Origin of the sequence: Runella salmonicolor, assembly GCF_024158025.1 — a bacterium.
GTDB lineage: Bacteria > Bacteroidota > Bacteroidia > Cytophagales > Spirosomataceae > Runella > Runella salmonicolor.
Genome location: NZ_JAMZEL010000001.1, coordinates 1000441 through 1018682, shown reverse-complemented (window position 1 = coordinate 1018682; position 18242 = coordinate 1000441). Strand labels below are relative to the sequence as shown.

Below are 18242 nucleotides of genomic sequence, written 5' to 3'. Positions count from 1 at the left end.
GCTAGTTGCTGGGAATAGGCGCGCTGCCAGTGGTGCTGTAGATACAGCCATTGAGTTGAGCCAAAAAGGATTTGACGGCGGTGGTTTCAAAACCGGGCGTGAGCAAAATTGCGTTGCCTGCCGTGAAAGTGGTGGTGCTGTTGGTCGATAACTTTGCCGTCGACGTGATGAATTGCTGGGCCGCCACTTGATTGGTGCCCGAAAGTGTTCCGCCTACGGTTGACTGAAGGGGGCAATCTTTTAAGGCGTGGATTTCGGTTCCCGTAGTGCCGTCATTGGCCATAAAAAGAATGATTTTTCGTAATGGCGAGTGGTAAAAAAAAAAGGGCGATGATGATGCGTTTGTAGCGGGGGCAATATTTTTCAGCAGCACTTTGGTGATGCCGTCTGAGAAGTAGGGTTCATAGCCGATTGAAATTGTGTCATAGCCTACAAAGATCAACCCATAATTGGTGGCCCGCACTTCCGTCCCCGCCAGCATGTCGAGATGATAAGTGCCAGTGGGGGTTAAATCAGACACTGCCAGTCGGCGCTGTCCGTCGGGAGCTGTGCTTGAAAAATAGACTTTATTGTTAAAAATGGCGAACCCATTTTGGTAAAAATTGAGGGGAAAGGTACCCTCTCCAAGAGCAGGATTTAGGTCTTTGATCATCTGGGTACCCACCGTAGTACCGTCTGATTTCCAGAGTTCAGTCCCGTTTCCGTTGGGATTAGGATCGGTCCAATCGCTGTCATTGCCAGCAAACACCAGATACTGATTGTTGAAGTTGGTCATGTACGAAAGCGAAGCACCCACACCCACTCCCGGGGCGATGTCTTTGACCAAAACGGTGCCCGCTTCGGTTCCGTCAGACTTCCAAAGTTCGTCTCCTATGACCGAGTCGTAGAATGTAAAAAATAACGTATTACCTACGGGCTTAACCTGAAATGAGCTAGGAAGGTTGGGGTAGTTAATGCCTGGGATGAGTTCTTTGGTCATAAATGTACCCGCAGTGGTACCGTCTGACCGCCAGATTTCTTCGCCGTGGGTGGAGGTATATCCCGAAAAAAACAAGAGGTTGTTGGCTACTGCAAAATTGCTGAGGGGTGGGCCTTGGCTATTGTCTAGGCTTTTGACGAGCACGGTTCCCGCTTCGGTCCCGTCTGTTTTCCAAAGGTTGTTGGCAATGTTGAAGTACAATGCCCCGTTATAAACCGCAAGAGAGTATGCATTGGACTGATTATTGCTCTGGATAGATTTGAAAAGAGTAGGAGGGTTGGTGCCGTCGGTCACCCAAAGTTGTTGATTAACAAAGAAATACATTTTGTTGTTGTACCAAACAAACTCCGAGTTGAAGATACTGGAATTGCTGTAGAAATCGAAGGAAGAAAACGAGCGGTACGGATTTTGGGTACTCAGTGGATACGAGTAGAAGTCATAAAACAACTGCGTGCCGCTTTGGGTACCGTCAGTTTTCCATAATTCTAGCCCGTCTTTGCCGTTGTCGTAGGTAAAAAATATACCTGCTGTGCTCTCGGTTATCCTGAAGAGATTTTGGCTGTTGTTTTGCGTGCCGCCCGTTTTGATATCTTTGACCAACGACACCACGCCACCGCTCAGTTTATACAATTCATAGCCCGTAGTGGCCGAAAAAGCACTGAGAAAAAACGTACTGCCTGAATTTTGGAGTGGGTACACATTGGTGATATTGAGTGCGGGAGTGATGGATTCAACGGTCTGCGTACCCGCCAATGTGCCGTTGGTTTTCCAAGCTTTGTACCCCAAGGTTGTTTCGTTGGCAATAAAAAACAATTCACTCTCAAACGCCTGCAAATAAGAATAGTTGGCGGTGCCAGTGCCTGTCATAAAGTCTTTGACCAAGTTGGTACCAGCGGAGGTGCCGTCAGAGCTCCAAAGTTCAAATCCTGTTGTGCCATTATTGGCAAAAAAATAAAGTCGGGTAGGGGTTCCGATAAAGATTCGTTTGGCGGCTTCGGTCGGGAAGGTTACGTCACCAGTGGTAGTGGCGGGATTGATGTCTTTAATGGGGGTAGGGGCGGTAATGTCGGTGACACCGTCCGTTTTGAATAATTCACGTCTTAAGTTGAAATCATCGGCCGTAAAAAACAATTTTCCGTTGGCAACCGTCAAGTCTTTGGGGTCATTGCCGTAGGCACCCAAAGCATACTGTGCGTAGTCGTTCGGGTCGGTTTTGAAAAGGGTACGATGACTCGCAATATTGTCGTGGTTGGCGGTGAAATACACCCGGTCATTAAACAGCGTTAGCTCTCTAGGAATGGCATTCCCATAGGGATTTTGAAAGGCTAATCCCAGCAAGCCCGTGGTCGAATAGCCAAACAAGGCTTTGCCATACACACTGTTAGCGACAGGAAAATACAGGTGGGTAGAAGTGGCTACGGGGAGTTGGACGGTTGCGTCAATCGTGCTTAGCCCACCGCCCGGATTGAGTTGGGCATCCGTCACCACCACAGTGCCAGCCGTGGTGCCGTCGGTCATCCAGAGTTCGGTGCCAGTGGTGGGTTCGGAGGCATAAAAGAAAGCCTTGCCGTTAAAAACGGTAAATCCTCGGATGAAGGAGTAGCTCGCTCCGCTGTAAATATCTTTGCAGAGTTGCGTGCCGTCGGTGGTGCCGTCGCTCACCCAAAGTTCTTCCCCACTGGTGGGAGAAAATGCTTTAAACAGGAACTTTGCCCCGAGTTGTACGAAGGTATTGGGGTTAGAACCCGAACTCCCAGGGTTGATGTCTTTGAGCATTTTGGTGCCCGCCGCCGTACCGTCCGTAATCCATAATTCAAACGTCTGATTGGACTGAGTATCGGTAGCGGTAAAAATCAGTTTATCATTGAATTTAAAGAATACAGGAGTGCTGGTATTTGGGAAAAAAGGCCCAGATGCGCCAGAATAAGGGCTCTTGACGAGCGATGTTCCTGCGTTGGTGCCGTCTGATTTCCAGAGTTCTACGGTTTCGCTAGCGTTGGTTTTGGTAAGAAAAAAGATGGTTCCGTTGATGTCAATCACTTGCCGGGGGTGCGACGAACCGTTGTCGGTTTTGATATCTTTCAGGAGAGATTGGGCTTGTAAAAAATTGCAAATGGTGAAAAATGATACAACTAAAAGTAAACTTTTCATTTGTAGGTTAAATAAGTGGTTTAGGATTCTTTTATTGAAATGTAACTGCGTATTCTCCCGCCCCAATCTGCCGTTGTTTTTTCAACGGTTTTCGCATGTCTCAAAAATAACTTAAAATGTAAAAAAGGTAAAATATGTACCTGTTTATATCATGCAAAACTGAATTATAACATACATAAGTATATTTTTAAATCTTCCTGAAAATGAAAAAAAGTATATCAATTACCGTTGGGGGATTTTTGTTGGCCACTCAACTGCTGATGGCCCAATCGGGTAAAGTATTTGATAATCTGAGTGTGCCGAGCAAAATCCTGAAAAGCGATCGAAAATTTGCCATTTATCTGCCACCCAATTATGAGACTTCGCAGCGTACATATCCCGTGTTGTACTTACTTCATGGCGCTGGCGACGACCAAACGGGCTGGGTGCAATTTGGTGAAGTACAGCATATTGCCGAAAAAGCTTTTAGTGATGGCACCGCTACGCCCATGATAATCGTTATGCCGGATGCCAACACGGGTACCCGTGGCTACGCCAACGACCCAAAAAATGAATGGCGTTACGAAGATTTTTTCTTTCAGGAATTGATGCCTTACGTGGAAAAAACCTACCGTATTAAAACCGAAAAACGGTTTAGAGCCGTGGCGGGCTTATCTATGGGCGGCGGGGGCTCGTTTACCTACGCGTTGCATCATCCAGAGTTGTTCTCGTCGGCCTGCCCGCTCAGCGCCGCTACGGGGCCGCTTACTTTGGAGGATGTAAAAGCCCAACTAAAACGAACGAAGCCCGATGTAACTTACACCGATGCCGAAATGGAAGCGTATTATAAGCGTCAGAGTGTGTTGGAGTTAATCAAAAATGTACCCGACGACCAAAAAAAGGCGGTGCGCTGGTACATTGATTGCGGCGACGATGATTTTCTTTTTGAGGGCAACTCTCTGGTACACATTGCGATGCGGAAGAAAGAAATTCCGCACGAATTCCGCATTCACGACGGCGGGCATACTTGGACATATTGGCGCAAAGCCTTACCCACGGTGCTGTCGTTTGTCTCCGATGCGTTTCATCAATATTGATTTAGGAGCAAGAAGCCATTTTTTTGGGTTTGTACCATTGGCGGTGTTTTTCACCGCCATTTTTTTGTGTGATAGAGGAGCTTCTCTCAAGACGTTACAGGGAATGTTAGCTCACACGGCGCTGCAATATGAAAATATATAACCGTCTGTTTATCAATATAAAAACATAATTTTTTCTCTAAAACATCAGCTTAAAACATGACAATTGTCATTCCTTGTTACTTCTGAATTCCTGACCTTACTCCAAGGAATTTAACTCCTCTGGTAGAACATGGAAACACAGAAAAAACACATCGACGAATTGCACGCTGAACATCAAACATGGTTGGCAGAAGCGAAATTTTACGCAGATGAATTGAGTATTTTCAACAAAAGATTGGAGGAAATCGCCGCTGAAAACACCGCCCAAGAGGTGAAAATACAGGTTGAACATTTCCAAAATCAATTCATTATCCAACAAGAGCAATTGGATACGCTCAATCACGAAGCGGTTATTCATGAGCAATGGTTGGCCAATTATGCCAAAGAAAATCCCGTGGCGATAGACCGCCACCTTTTTGTCGACCACCAAGCCACCCACGCTAAAATCACCACCTTCAAAGAAATCTATGCCGATCTAAAAGCGGAGTTTAATCGCTTTTTGGCCGACCGAATGTAATGCAATCAACGTGTTATGAATTACTCCGTCAATTTCAGGGATATAAAGCTCACTGACCTGCCGTCGGTGGGTGGCAAAAATGCTTCGTTGGGCGAAATGCTCAACACCCTTTCGCCGCTCGGCATCCAAATCCCCGATGGATTTGCGCTGACCGCCGATGCTTTTCGGTTGTTTCTGCATGAAAATAGTTTTGTGGAGCCACTCACCGAATGGCTTGCGGAACTGGATGTTAATACCCTTTCCAACCTCCCCGAAATCGGCCAAAAATGCCGTAAGCTGATTGGTAGTGGGGTGCTTCCAGAAGCCGTAAAGCAGGAAACGCTGCTTGCCTATCGCCTTTTGGCGAACAATGCACCTATTTCGGTGGCCGTAAGGAGCAGTGCCACCGCCGAAGATTTGCCAACGGCCAGTTTTGCAGGGCAGCACGATTCTTTTTTGAACATCGAAGGCGAAGAAAACCTGTTGAACGCAGTGATAAAATGTTACGTTTCGCTGTTCAACAACCGCGCCATCAAGTACCGTATCGACAATGGGTTTGAGCACTTGAAAGTGGCGCTTTCGGTGGGGGTACAGCAGATGATTCGGTCAGACAAAGGCTCGGCGGGCGTGGCATTTACGCTGGACCCCGAGACGGGTTTTACCAACGTAATTTACCTTACTGGTGCTTGGGGACTGGGCGAAAACGTTGTGCAAGGGGCCGTGAATCCCGACGAATTTTACCTGTTCAAGCCCGCCATTCAAGCAGGCCAACGGAGCATTATCCAGCACCGCATGGGAGCCAAAGAAAATATGATGGTGTATTCGACGGGCACCGAGCGGCCAATTATTAACGTTGCCACACCCCGCGAAAAGCGAGACGTATACTGCCTTTCAGACACGGATGTCGAACAGCTTGGGCGTTGGTGTTCTCAAATCGAACAACACTACGGAATGCCCATGGACATTGAATGGGCCAAAGACGGGCTGACGGGAGAGCTGTTTATTGTGCAGGCTCGCCCCGAGACCGTACAAACCCAAAAACAGGCCAAAGGCATTGGTATCAAAGAATATAAAATACATTCGAGTGCGTTGCCCATCTGTAAAGGCAAGGCCGTGGGGCGCTCCATTGTAAGCGGCCGGGTGAGCATTGTGGAGTCGCTGGCAGATGCGGGAAAAGTCCAACAAGGTGACATTATCGTGGCCGACATTACCAATCCCGACTGGAACGCACTTCTCAAAAAAGCGGTCAGTATCGTCACCAACAAAGGCGGGCGTACCAGTCATGCGTCGATTGTGGCGCGCGAATTGGGCATCCACGCGGTAGTGGGTACGATGGATGCGACCCAAAAACTCAAAGATGGCCAAATCATCACCGTTTCTTGCATTGAGGGCGACGAGGGGCGGGTGTATGACGGCAAATTGGAATGGGAAGAGCACGAAATTAATTTTGGCAACGATACCCGCACCCGCACCAAGCCGATGTTTATTTTGGCCGACCCCGACAACGCCTTCCGACTCTCGTTTTATCCCAATGAGGGCGTGGGTTTGTTGCGCATGGAGTTTATCATTGCCAACGCCATTCGGATTCACCCGATGGCGCTCGTGCTGTATGACACACTGCCCGACAGCAACGACAAAAAGGCGATTGAAGCCATCACGCGGCATTATCACGACAAAAAAAAATACTTTATCGAAAAACTCTCCGAGGCCGTGGCCACGGTGGCGGCAGCCTTTTATCCAAAGGATGTCATCATCCGGATGAGTGATTTCAAAACCAACGAATATAGTCAACTGATTGGCGGGGCGCTTTATGAACCCAAAGAAGAAAACCCAATGTTGGGTTTTCGGGGCGCATCGAGGTACTATCATGAGCGTTATCGCGAAGGATTTGGCATGGAATGCGAGGCCATCCGCATCGTGCGGGATGAAATGGGCCTCACCAACGTGAAGGTGATGATTCCTTTTTGTCGTACGGTAGACGAAGGCCGCAAAGTCTTGGAGGTGATGAAAAGCTTTGGGCTCGAACGAACCAAAAACGGTTTGGAAGTCTACGTCATGGCCGAAATTCCGAGCAATGTGATTTTGGCGAAACAATTCGCCGAGATTTTTGACGGATTTTCTATCGGCTCAAACGACCTTACCCAGCTCACCCTCGGTATCGACCGCGACTCGTCCATCATCAGCGGGTTGTTTGATGAAAACAACGCCGCCGTGAAAGAAATGTTGGCGATGGTGATTCAGTCGGCCAAACAATCAGGCACTAAAATTGGCCTCTGCGGACAAGCCCCGAGCGACTATCCTGCCTTTGCCCAATTTCTGGTAAAAGAAGGAATCGACAGTATTTCGTTCACGCCCGATGCGCTACTGAAAGGAATTGAAAACATTGTTATCGCCGAAAAAACACTTTAATACACCATTTTAACCAAAAGAATATGAGCCGTTTACAAAACAAAGTTGCCATCATTACGGGAGCCGCAGGAGGCATGGGAGAATCCGAAGCCAAGCTCTTTGCCGAAGAGGGGGCCAAAGTACTCGCCACTGATGTTCAGTTTGAAAAAATGCAAAAATGGGTCACCGAAGCCCAAAAGGCAGGGTTAGCCATTGAATGTATTGCCCACGATGTAACATCGGAAGCAGATTGGAAAAAAGTGGCCGACAAAGCCGTTGAATTATTCGGAAAAATTGATATTTTGGTCAACAACGCGGGCGTCTATCCCGCAGGAGCAACCACCGACAATACCGAAAAAGCCAGTTGGGATAAAATCATCGCTATCAACCTAACAGGGCCTTTTCTGGGCGTGAAAGCGGTGGTGCCAACCATGAAACAAAATGGCGGTGGAAGTATCATAAACGTGGCGTCCATTGCGGGCAACGTGGGCGGTAACGGGCCAGCCTATACGGCATCCAAAGGCGGGCTTCGGCTGTTGACCAAGGATATGGCCATTGAATACGCCAAAGACAACATTCGCGTTAACTCCCTACACCCAGGCGGTGTACTGACCCCCATGACCGATTTCTTTACGCACGTGCCCGGCGCCGAAGAACTCATCAAAAACACCTCGCCACAGGGACGCCTCGCCGACCCTAAAGAACTCGCCTATGGCGCATTGTTCATTGCTTCCGACGAGTCTTCTTTTATGACGGGTGCCGAGTTGGTGCTCGACGGTGGATTGATTGCCCGATAGATATTTATTGATGAAGGCGGATGCAAACATCCGCCTTCGTTTTTGGGCTATTAATAGGAATTTCTATCATTATGGGTGTTTTGCCCCAGAACAAACTACAATTTTACCTTAGTTGCCACACTCGTAATGCTTACAGTACCCGCTTTCGTACCCGAGGTATAGATACCATCTTTGTACAGGCCGTCGGTGACTGTGCCCGTTGAGCTTCCTCCAAAAAAGACGTCGTAGGAAGTGTCTTTTTTGAGTTCGGGGGAGGAAAACGCCACAGATTGGTATTTTTTGGTGGATTTGAAGGTTAGAATATCTTTGCCTTCACTGTCCTGAATATGGACTAAAGAGCCCGCCTGCTGCGCCGTAGTAAGGGTAATCAACACTGAATTTTGCGTCGAGCTTGTACCTGGAATTTGCGCCATTCCGGAGCTACCCACCGCCAACAGATACCCTCCCGCAATCTTGAAAGAGCGATCATAGTCTACGGCAGCATTGTTGTTGGCCGTGGTTCCGTTGACGATTATAACGCCCCCTGTCATTTCGGCTGTGCCGTTTACATCCACGCCGTCGCCGTTGGCATCCATCCAGATGTAGCCGCCATTCATGTAAAAATAATAACTACCCGAGGCTGTGGCTGATTCACTGCTTCCACCCGCCGCATTGAGGCCGTCGTCGCTAGATACGATGTGAATAGTGCCGTCGTTGACGGTGATGATTTTACTTTCGATTCCTTCGTAAGACTTGGTGATGTTGATGTTTCCTCCGTTGATTGTCAACTTGCTTTCGGCATGAATCCCGTCGTCGCCCGCTGAGATTGTCATGGCTCCCTTCTCAATAATAATATATCCCAATGCCGTATTTTCGTCATTGTTGGATTTGAGCCCATCGGTTTTTGCCGTCACGTTGATTGCCCCGTCTTTGATGATGAGATAATCTTTTCCTCGGATACCGTCATCAGCGGCCGTTACGTTAAGGGTGCCACTTTTGATGATAAGACCGTCTTTGCTCGCAATGCCGTCGTTGAATTTGCCAGTTACGGTCAGCGAGCCATTACCAAAAATGGTCAAATCTGCCTTGCTGAACAAGGCTGCGTTTGGCTCTTCGTCGGCGGGTATGTCATAAACGTAAGTGGCCCCGTCGGTGAGTTTATTTTGGGTGTTGTCGGCCAGAACGACAAGTGCTTTTCCCGCTTTTTTTATATAAATCGGGGCGCTGTTTGAACTCGTAATATCCACACCGTTAAGGATAATCCTCACTACACCCTTGTCTTCATTGTTCACCACAATTTGGCCGTTGGTCAAGGTGCCGCTGATGCTGTAAGTTCCCGCCGCTTTGATGGTAGCAACCGCCCCTGCTACGCTGACACCCGCATTATTGGCCGTAATTGAGGTTCCGTTTAGTACAATAGGAATCACATCGGCATTGTTCCATGTGTAATCGCTATCTGCTTCATGCAATTCGATACTGTCTTCGTCTTCGGAGGGCAATACGTCCGAGCCATCTTTACAGGCAATCAACAGCGATGCAATTATGGTCAACATCATCCATAAAGGCAGGTTTTTCTTATTCATCCTTTTCATTCTTGGGTGTCGGTAATATTTGTTAAATCCAACTTGATTTATTATGATACGTTACGCACAATGTATACATTGTGTTGCGGTGAAAATGCGATACAGTACAAAAAGCCGAAAACATATCAGCGCATGTCAGATAACATTTAGGTATATTCTTTGGAATATAAGCCATAAATAATAATATTGCTGTCTTTCCTAAAACCTCAAAAAAATGATAAACTCTTCCAACTATTCGGATTTTTCAGGTCTATTATACTCTTCTCGAAATCAAAAGTTCTCTCTTTTGGTCAAACATAAAAGTCATCTAAAAAATCAATAAGGTATGATTTCGTAGCTGTACTTTATGGCAAAATAAAACCTTGTCAGCTGTGCGAAGTACTGCATAATCACCAAAGATTTAGTGTAAATGACTTCAACAATTCGGAATTCAACATTTTTGATAACTTGGTCTATTAAGTTTTACAACTCAATCTGCTTTGCTGGGATTGTATATTGCCTTCTTACCCTGCCAGAAGCAAAGGCTGCTAATCCTGATTCATTGTTGTATCTGACCCCGCAACGGCAGTACAGCGCCATTTTCAATACATATCATACGCTGCACCAAAAAGACACTTCTCTTTTGAGACCGTTTGTTGATGAATTGAAAACATTCTTTACTTCCGAAGGGACCGCGTTGGACTTGCTCACGCTGGAGGTTACGATCATGCAATATGAACATGCCAACCCTAATTTTAAAACAAAATACCTCCCCCGGGCGCTGGCTGCCTTGCAAAAAGCGGAGGAATCAGGCAACCATTTTCTTTTTGCCAAAATGCACCAGGCATTAGGGATGTACCATTATAATGTTCAGAAGGAATACGGCCTCGCCTTTCAATACTACCTGAAACTTTTTGACCTTATCAAAGACCTCAACGAGACTGAATATCCTGATTACCAATACACGATGTACATCATTGCGTTGGCTCATTATGATTTTACTGACTACGAAAATGCCATCCGGTACGGTGAAGTTCTGATGAATAATATTCAGAAACCGATCACGCAAACCCATCTTTTTAATGCCAATATGGTGGGAATGGCCTATCTGAGGCTTCGAAACTACGCCGCCGCCCGGCGGTATTTTGAGTGGGGCGTTCCTTATCTTGCTTCGCTGTTTAGTAAGTCGAAACTGCAAAAGCTCGAAAAATGGACAGGAATCATCAATGGTAATATTGGCTTAACTTACTTTGGAGAAAAAAAATACAGCAAAGCCCTGCCTTATCTTCAAAAAGGCTTTGAACTCAGTGAGCAAACCCAAATGTGGAATAATTCAGCTTCGTTCGGGGCTAAGCTGGCGCTGATAGCCTTGGAAAAAGGTGACATTAAAAGGGCGCAGCAATGGGCCGTTACGACGCTGAATCATGCCAAAAAATACCGCGACCAAGACAGAGCTTTGCCCAACGCTAAATTTTTAGCCGAGCCTTACTTCGTCATGTCAAATGTAAAAAAAGCGAGCGGGAACTACCGGCAGGCCATGCTATATGCCGACTCATCGGCAGCACAAGAACTTATTGTGAAACAGCAAATGGACGTAACTCATAAGCACAAAGCCGAAATTGCCGTTGACCACGAAAAATTCAACGCACGGGAATTGCTTCTGCAAAAAGACCGGGAACGGCAATTACTGATTCGAAACGGGCTGCTGCTGTTATTGGTCGTTTTTGTATTGGTGGCGTATCTACTCTACAAACAGCAACACCTCAAACAGCAAAAATTGATCGCTCAAAAGCAATTGGCCGAAACGGAACTCCACCACGCCCAAGCCCAACTGGACCAAATACGGCAGGGAATTCAGCAAAAAAATGACATGATTGCGCGCTTTACCCAAAACTGGAATTCCGCCAATAGCACGCCGTCCCGCGATTCGGCGGAGTATCAACTGCTCCATGAACTCAGAAAATCAGTCATTTTGACCGACGATGACTGGAACTCCTTTGCCGAGCTGTTTGAAAAAGCACATCCCGGCTTTTTTGTGCGTCTCAAAACCAAATTTGCCGACCTGACACCCGCAGAAATTCGCTTTATGGCCCTCGCTCGGCTTTCTTACTCCAACCGAGAAATGGCCGCCATGCTCGGCGTAGGGGTGGGGGCCGTGCGCCAATACCGCCTCCGCATCAGGCGCAAGCTGGAAGCACCAGAAGATTTGGATATCAGCGAGTTGGCGAGCACTATTTAGCCGCTTTCGTCCCTCCGTATTTTGCCCAAAACAAGCCCGAAATCAATTGTAACGTTTTTGTAACGCTCGATTTTAGTCGGTGTATGCCAAATAGGCTACTTTTAAGCGCATACATTCCTAACCTACGGCTTTACATTATGAAACTCCTGATTTTGCCATTGGATGCCGATGCCTACGAATACGTCAGAGAAAAAGGCATTTTTAACCCAGAGGCCGCCCGTAAATTCAGAGACCTACTCCAAAAAGGTGCAAGCGTACCGCCAATAGAACTTTATCGTCAGTTTCGCGGTCGCGACCCCAAGCCGCAGGCGATGCTACGCCGAGCGGGGTTGATACCCTAAAGCGGGGTTTTATTTTGTACTTTCTATCAGACAATTTCAAACCGATACCACGTTCGTGACCTTCCGTAAGGGTGTGATTCCGAAAACAATTTTTTTTAAACAAACCTTACTTCTTATGAAAACCAAATTTATCATTTTCTGGCTATTCATTGGCTTCTCAGCCGCAGCACCAGCCCAGCCAAATCCTACCCGTGCCCGAGACCTGGGCATTCCCCTTGACGGCAAACCTGGGCTTTACAATGCAATTACTGATGTAAAAGGGGTAGAAGTAGGTATGACGACGATCATTGAAGGAAGCGGCCCGTTAGTGGTGGGGAAAGGCCCTGTCCGAACAGGGGTAACGGCTATCCTGCCCCGTGGTAAAACCTTCGATCCTGTTTTTGCTAACTGGTACAGCCTGAACGGAAACGGCGAAATGACCGGAACCACTTGGGTAACCGAATCAGGATTTCTTGAAACTCCGATTCTTATAACCAACACACATAGTGTAGGCGTTGTCCGGGATGCAACCGTAGCTTGGCAGGCTCAAAAGAAATTTTACAATACACAAGGCGGTGGTTTTTGGTTTTCTTACCCGCTCGTGGCTGAGACCTATGATGGACTGCTGAATGATGTCAACGGCTTTCATGTGACCCGCGAGCATGTAATGCAGGCGCTGGATGGGGCTAAGAACGGGCCCGTTGCAGAAGGGGCTGTTGGGGGCGGTACGGGTATGGTTTGTCTGGGTTTTAAAGGAGGAACCGGCACTGCTTCACGCGTCGTTAACGGACATACAGTGGGGGTGCTCGTGCAGGCCAATTTTGGTAGCCGCGGGCAACTGACCATTGCCGGTATACCTGTGGGAAGGGCGTTGCTGGACACGCTCTCCTGGCGGCTTAACGGGGAGCAGATTTACGGCAAACCAACCGCTAAACAGTCCTCTGAACAAGGTTCCATCATCGTGATTGTCGCTACCGATGCCCCCTTGCTTCCCCATCAGCTTAAACGTATCGCCCAGCGAGTTCCTTTGGGAATCGGCAAAACAGGAGGCGTAGGTGGCAATAGCTCCGGGGACATTTTTCTGGCGTTTTCCACGGCAAATTCGGCTTCGTTTGACCGAACAGCGACCCGTGCCGTTCAGATGCTGTCCAACGATGCCATGGATCCATTGTTTACAGCAACCGTTCAGGCCACAGAAGAAGCCATTCTGAACGCTCTGGTTGCCGCGAAATCAATGGATGGTATCAATGGAAACTTCATTCCCGCCCTACCGCATGAAAGTATACGTACAATCCTTAAAAAATACAACCGGCTGATTATAAAGCCATAATCTCACTACGATTACGCTTTCATACAGAAGCGCCCCAAAACTCGCTATGAAGCCTTATGGAGAAATTATGCCATATGGAGCTTAGTGTATGGACAAAGAAAGAGGTCAGGTTACGATGTTAATTCCTTCACCCAATTCAGTAATCGTAGGACTTGGTCATTACAAAGTTGTAAATGTCAGCCCTAAAGCTTTGTAAAAGGATTACGTGCTATGGCAGCTATACCTGCAAAAGACAAATAAGATGCCACAATAACCTTTCAATCTAAAAATCATGAAATCATTTACCCTCCTTTTCCTCATAACAGCCGCCTTACTAACCGTTGCCTTCGTTGGCGATCCTAAAAAAGATGAACCTAAAAAGGCAGGTCTTGATCTGTCAGCGATGGATAAATCGGTTCGGCCACAGGATGATTTCTTTCGGTACGTAAACGGTACCTGGCTTAAAACCACAGCTATTCCGGCCTCAGAAACCGGATGGGGAACTTTTAGTATACTCCAAAACGAAACGCAAAACCGATTAAAGTCTATTCTGGAAAACACTGCCCAAGGCCGCTTTGCTATAGGCAGTGTGGAACAACGCGTGGGCGATTTTTATGCCGCCGGCATGGACTCATTGACGATTGAGAAACGCGGGTATGCGCCGATTAAGCCGGTTCTGGCCGAGATAGAAGCCATTAATGATTATAAAGCCCTGCTTGCTTTTTGCGCGTCGCACCCCTTGGACGGGGGTAACACCTTTATAACGTATTCTATCTTTCAGGATGCCCGTAACCCAACCAAAAACGTACTTTATATGGCTCAGGCGGGTACCGGTTTGCCCGATAAAGACTACTATACCAAAACCGAGGAGGCTACGGTTAAAATAAGAAATGCTTACAAAGCATATATCAGCCAACTGTTTGTGCTGACTGGCACCTCAGAAGCCATCGCCCAAAAACAGGCTGACGAGATTTTAGCGTTAGAAACCCAACTGGCCGCCTCGCACCTCAGCAGCATTGAGCTGCGTGACCTCCTGAGACAATACAATAAGGTTACTTTAAAAGAATTCAGTGAGCAGGTGCCGAATCTGGCCTTACCCCAATTCCTGACTACTAGGGGAGCGGTTCAGGATACCATCATCATAGCCCATCCTAACTATTACAGGGCACTTAATGAACTATTAACAACCTATGACATTCAGATTCTGAAAGCCAAGCTACGCTTTTCGGTTATTGCGTCAGCGGCTTCGCTGCTGAGTGCGCCATTTGTAAGGGCCAATTTCGACTATAACAAAGTACTGACTGGCAGGCAAAAGCAGCAGGATCGTTGGAAACGGATATTGGACCAAACCGATGGTGCGATGGGTGATTTACTGGGGCAGCTATACGTAAAACGGTATTTCAAACCAGAGGCCAAACAGCGCATGATGGAGTTGGTGGGCAATCTGAAAAAAGTATTCAGAACCCGCCTGGAGTCACTTGACTGGATGACGGCCGAAACTAAAGCAGAGGCCCTCAAAAAACTGGAGTCTTTTACCCCAAAAATCGGCTATCCTGATAAATGGAAAACCTACGAGGGCGTAGTCATCAACCGAACAACCTTTTATGAGAACGTAAAGGCGCTACAGCTATGGCATGAAAAAGAAACCATTGCCCGGCTGAATAAACCCATCGATAAAACCGAATGGCGAATGACGCCCCAGACCATCAACGCGTATTACAATCCGTTGCAAAACGAGATTGTGTTTCCAGCGGGTATTCTACAATGGCCTTGCTTCGATATCATGTCCGACGATGCCGTTAACTACGGGGCCATCGGAGCAGTGATTGGTCACGAAATGACACACGGCTTCGACGATCAGGGACGGCTCTTCAACTACATGGGTATGCTGAAAAACTGGTGGAAGAAAGAAGACAATGAAGCCTTTAAACAGCGGTCTCAGCAGGTAGTTGATCAATACAACGGGTTCCGAGTGCTGGAGGGGCTGTCGGTCAAAGGGGAATTGACTCTGGGCGAAAATATCGCCGATTTGGGTGGTTTATCTATTGCCTATGAAGCCTTTCCGCTAACTTCGCAGGCTAAGCAGCAAAAGAAGCTGGAAGGTTTCACCCCCAATCAACGCTTCTTCATGGCTTATGCTCAGGTATTTCGAGAAAAAGTACGAGATGAAACCTTACAGCTAAGCATCAATACAAATCCTCACTCGCCCGCCGAGTTCAGGGCTAACGGTCCCCTTTCCAACTTCGAGCCTTTCTATCAGGCGTTTGATGTGAAGCAAGGAGATAAACTTTACCGCGAGAACCGGACAAAGATTTGGTAGTGCAGACCTTCAAAAAGTCTATGTTAAGACTATTGACCTGCCTACGTATTCTGAAAAAGTGCTAAAATCTAAAAAGAAGCTTAAAACTGTTTATAAATAATACCTAACACAACTTTGCCTAACATAAAAACAAAGGTACGGGGATACAACAGAAACCAACTTTATGAAAAAGACAATTTTTACCCTGCTTATATCAGTATTGTTAATCCCAATTTCAGGGTTTGCCCAAGGGAAACCAGAAGATTATGCCAAAGCCATTAAAATGAAAAAGGCGATGGATAAACTTTATAATACACCCTCTACTATCAATTGGTCAGCGAGTGGTCGATTGGCATGGTATTTAATTCAAACACCACGCGGTAAAGAATTTTTTTCGGTTGATCCAGTCGCCAAAACCCGCCAACCAGCATTTGACCAGGTAAAACTAGCTCAGAAACTTGCCGTCATGAGTGATGGGGCTATTGATTCATTCAATTTGCCTTTTTCAGCCATAACGTATAGTCAGGATGATCGTGAGATTGAATTTACCGCAAGTGGTTATGTGTGGGCATATAATCTTGCATCGAATTCATTGCTCAAAAAACAACCGGTAATTTCCCGGACACCCAGCTATGGGGGTGCAAACAGAGATGAACAAGCAGACAAATCCACGGATAAACCGGTTGTATCTCCCAACGGCGAATCTACCGCTTTCATCAAAAATCATAATCTGTACATTCGTTCAAAGAAAACAAACCTTGAAACCCAGCTAAGTTTTGATGGAGCTGAAGGAGAATATTACTCAGGACTTATCCAATGGTCGCCTGATTCTAAAAAACTGGTCACTAACAAAGTACGACCAGGGCAAAAACACCTAATCTACTTTGTACGCTCCTCGCCCGAGGACCAACTACAACCCAAACTCGAAAGTCGGGACTACCTCAAACCGGGCGATGTTGTGACGGTTCGACGCCCTCAGTTGTTTCTAATTGATGACAAAAAGCATTTATCCATTGACGACGCACTATTTAGTCAACAGTATAGTATTTCACGAGCAGTGTGGCGCAAAGACAGCCGCACCTTTACATTCGAGTACAATCAGCGGGGCCATCAGGTGTATCGGGTTTTGGAAGTCAACGCCACAACGGGCGTGGTTCGGGCACTTGTGGACGAACAGTGCAAAACCTTTTTTACTTACTCACCCAGTTCTAACTCGGGCAAAAGATTTCGGTATGATGTTGCGGATGGCAAGGAAATCATCTGGATGTCGGAGCGCGACGGCTGGAACCATTTGTATTTGTACGACGGGCAAACGGGAAAGGTTAAAAACCAAATCACCAAAGGTGAATGGGTAGTTCGGGATGTCGTTCATGTGGACGAGACAAAGCGAACGCTCATTTTCGCAGCCGGAGGTTTAAATCCCAAAGAAGACCCCTACTATGTGCAGTACTATCGAATCAATTTTGACGGTACTGGACTCACGCCACTAACGACCGAAAACGCCAACCATACTGCCTTTTTTTCGCCTGATAAACAATTCTTTGTTGACCTATACTCTCGCGTCGACATGCCGCCGGTTACGGTTCTGCGCTCAGCCGCGAATGGCGCGGTGATGATGGAGTTGGAAAAAGGTGATATTTCGGAATATGTAAAAGTAAATTGGCGCGCCCCCGAAGTATTCACTGCCAAGGCCCGCGACGGTAAGACGGACATTTGGGGAGTTATCGTCCGCCCGACTAACTTCGATCCCGCTAAAAAATACCCCGTCATTGAGTACATTTATGCTGGTCCGCACAGCGCTCATGCCCCCAAATCTTTTATCGAAGCCGAACGGCCCCGTTTGATGTTTGAGTTGGCCGAACTGGGTTTTATTGTGGTACAACTTGACGGAATGGGGACTTCCCACCGGTCGAAAGCTTTCCACGATGTATGTTGGCAAAATCTCAAAGATGCAGGATTTCCTGACCGAATTCTGTGGATGAAAGCTGCGGCAGCAATTTATCCGGCCATGGATTTGAGTCGGGTTGGCATTTTCGGAAATTCAGCTGGCGGGCAAAATTCGGCTGGAGCGCTGCTTTTACATCCCGATTTTTACAAAGTGGCCGTATCATCATCGGGTTGCCACGACAACCGCATGGACAAAATTTGGTGGAACGAACAGTGGATGGGCTATCCCATAGGGCCTCACTACGCCGAATCTTCAAACGTAACCCACGCGCACAAACTACAAGGAAAATTATTGCTAATATTGGGGGAAGTGGACGATAACGTAGATCCTGCTTCGAGCCTGCAACTGGTAAATGCTCTCATCAAAGCTAACAAAGATTTTGATTTTCTGATGATTCCTAATATGGGCCACTCCATGGGTGGTGAGTATGGCGAGCGCAAGCGCCGCGATTTCTTCGTACGGCATTTGCTGGGCGTTGAGCCACCTTCTTTTCCCGTGCAATTATTGCTAAACGAAGCAAAATAAGGGTAAGGAAGCACCAATTGATGCTTTTCTAAG

At 47.1% G+C, this 18242-nt stretch carries 11 protein-coding genes; 9 read left to right on the top strand and 2 right to left on the bottom strand.

Going from position 1 to position 18242, the window contains the following annotated elements:
* Position 1 precedes the first annotated feature (1 nt).
* On the bottom strand, positions 2-3130 hold the full coding sequence (locus NCI00_RS04220; RefSeq protein WP_253525338.1) for an ELWxxDGT repeat protein: 3129 nt from the start codon (positions 3128-3130) through the stop codon (positions 2-4).
* 203 nt (positions 3131-3333) lie between these two features.
* Here NCI00_RS04220 and NCI00_RS04215 point away from each other — a divergent pair, with 203 nt between their 5' ends.
* From NCI00_RS04215 to NCI00_RS04200, 4 genes are all read left to right on the top strand, one after another.
* A complete protein-coding gene (locus NCI00_RS04215) occupies positions 3334-4206 on the top strand; it encodes an alpha/beta hydrolase (RefSeq protein WP_253525337.1) in 873 nt (290 codons plus the stop codon).
* A gap of 271 nt (positions 4207-4477) precedes the next feature.
* Positions 4478-4864, top strand: coding sequence for a hypothetical protein (locus tag NCI00_RS04210; RefSeq protein ID WP_253525335.1), 387 nt, complete (start codon positions 4478-4480; stop codon positions 4862-4864).
* Between the two features lie 15 nt (positions 4865-4879).
* Entirely contained in the window at positions 4880-7252 is a 2373-nt protein-coding gene (gene ppsA / locus NCI00_RS04205) for a phosphoenolpyruvate synthase (protein WP_253525333.1), read from the top strand.
* A 23-nt stretch (positions 7253-7275) separates the two neighbouring features.
* On the top strand, positions 7276-8028 hold the full coding sequence (locus NCI00_RS04200; RefSeq protein WP_253525332.1) for an SDR family NAD(P)-dependent oxidoreductase: 753 nt from the start codon (positions 7276-7278) through the stop codon (positions 8026-8028).
* 95 nt (positions 8029-8123) lie between these two features.
* Here the strand turns inward: NCI00_RS04200 and NCI00_RS04195 are convergent, their stop codons facing one another.
* Complete coding sequence (locus NCI00_RS04195; RefSeq protein ID WP_253525330.1) at positions 8124-9590, bottom strand: carbohydrate-binding domain-containing protein; 1467 nt, start codon at positions 9588-9590, stop codon at positions 8124-8126.
* Between the two features lie 409 nt (positions 9591-9999).
* Here NCI00_RS04195 and NCI00_RS04190 point away from each other — a divergent pair, with 409 nt between their 5' ends.
* The 5 genes from NCI00_RS04190 to NCI00_RS04170 all read left to right on the top strand — a co-directional run bounded on the left by NCI00_RS04190 (position 10000) and on the right by NCI00_RS04170 (position 18209).
* Positions 10000-11808 carry a helix-turn-helix domain-containing protein gene (locus NCI00_RS04190; RefSeq protein WP_253525329.1) on the top strand — a complete coding sequence of 603 codons (1809 nt, stop codon included), beginning with the start codon at positions 10000-10002 and terminating at the stop codon, positions 11806-11808.
* A 137-nt stretch (positions 11809-11945) separates the two neighbouring features.
* The gene (locus tag NCI00_RS04185) at positions 11946-12149 is read left to right on the top strand and encodes a M3 family metallopeptidase (RefSeq protein WP_253525327.1); all 204 of its coding nucleotides are present in this window, start codon (positions 11946-11948) and stop codon (positions 12147-12149) included.
* A 55-nt stretch (positions 12150-12204) separates the two neighbouring features.
* Complete coding sequence (locus NCI00_RS04180) at positions 12205-13458, top strand: DmpA family aminopeptidase (RefSeq protein WP_253525325.1); 1254 nt, start codon at positions 12205-12207, stop codon at positions 13456-13458.
* Between the two features lie 271 nt (positions 13459-13729).
* Entirely contained in the window at positions 13730-15757 is a 2028-nt protein-coding gene (locus NCI00_RS04175; RefSeq protein ID WP_253525324.1) for a M13 family metallopeptidase, read from the top strand.
* Between the two features lie 163 nt (positions 15758-15920).
* Positions 15921-18209 carry a S9 family peptidase gene (locus NCI00_RS04170; RefSeq protein WP_253525322.1) on the top strand — a complete coding sequence of 763 codons (2289 nt, stop codon included), beginning with the start codon at positions 15921-15923 and terminating at the stop codon, positions 18207-18209.
* Positions 18210-18242: the final 33 nt, after the last annotated feature.

Excerpts from the sequence above, each read along its gene's own strand:
- NCI00_RS04220 (WP_253525338.1), bottom strand. The coding sequence starts at position 3,130 with ATGAAAAGTTTACTTTTAGTTGTATCATTTTTCACCATTTGCAATTTT.
- NCI00_RS04215 (WP_253525337.1), top strand. The coding sequence starts at position 3,334 with ATGAAAAAAAGTATATCAATTACCGTTGGGGGATTTTTGTTGGCCACT.
- NCI00_RS04210 (WP_253525335.1), top strand. The coding sequence starts at position 4,478 with ATGGAAACACAGAAAAAACACATCGACGAATTGCACGCTGAACATCAA.
- ppsA (WP_253525333.1), top strand. The coding sequence starts at position 4,880 with ATGAATTACTCCGTCAATTTCAGGGATATAAAGCTCACTGACCTGCCG.
- NCI00_RS04200 (WP_253525332.1), top strand. The coding sequence starts at position 7,276 with ATGAGCCGTTTACAAAACAAAGTTGCCATCATTACGGGAGCCGCAGGA.
- NCI00_RS04195 (WP_253525330.1), bottom strand. The coding sequence starts at position 9,590 with ATGAATAAGAAAAACCTGCCTTTATGGATGATGTTGACCATAATTGCA.
- NCI00_RS04190 (WP_253525329.1), top strand. The coding sequence starts at position 10,000 with ATGACTTCAACAATTCGGAATTCAACATTTTTGATAACTTGGTCTATT.
- NCI00_RS04185 (WP_253525327.1), top strand. The coding sequence starts at position 11,946 with ATGAAACTCCTGATTTTGCCATTGGATGCCGATGCCTACGAATACGTC.
- NCI00_RS04175 (WP_253525324.1), top strand. The coding sequence starts at position 13,730 with ATGAAATCATTTACCCTCCTTTTCCTCATAACAGCCGCCTTACTAACC.
- NCI00_RS04170 (WP_253525322.1), top strand. The coding sequence starts at position 15,921 with ATGAAAAAGACAATTTTTACCCTGCTTATATCAGTATTGTTAATCCCA.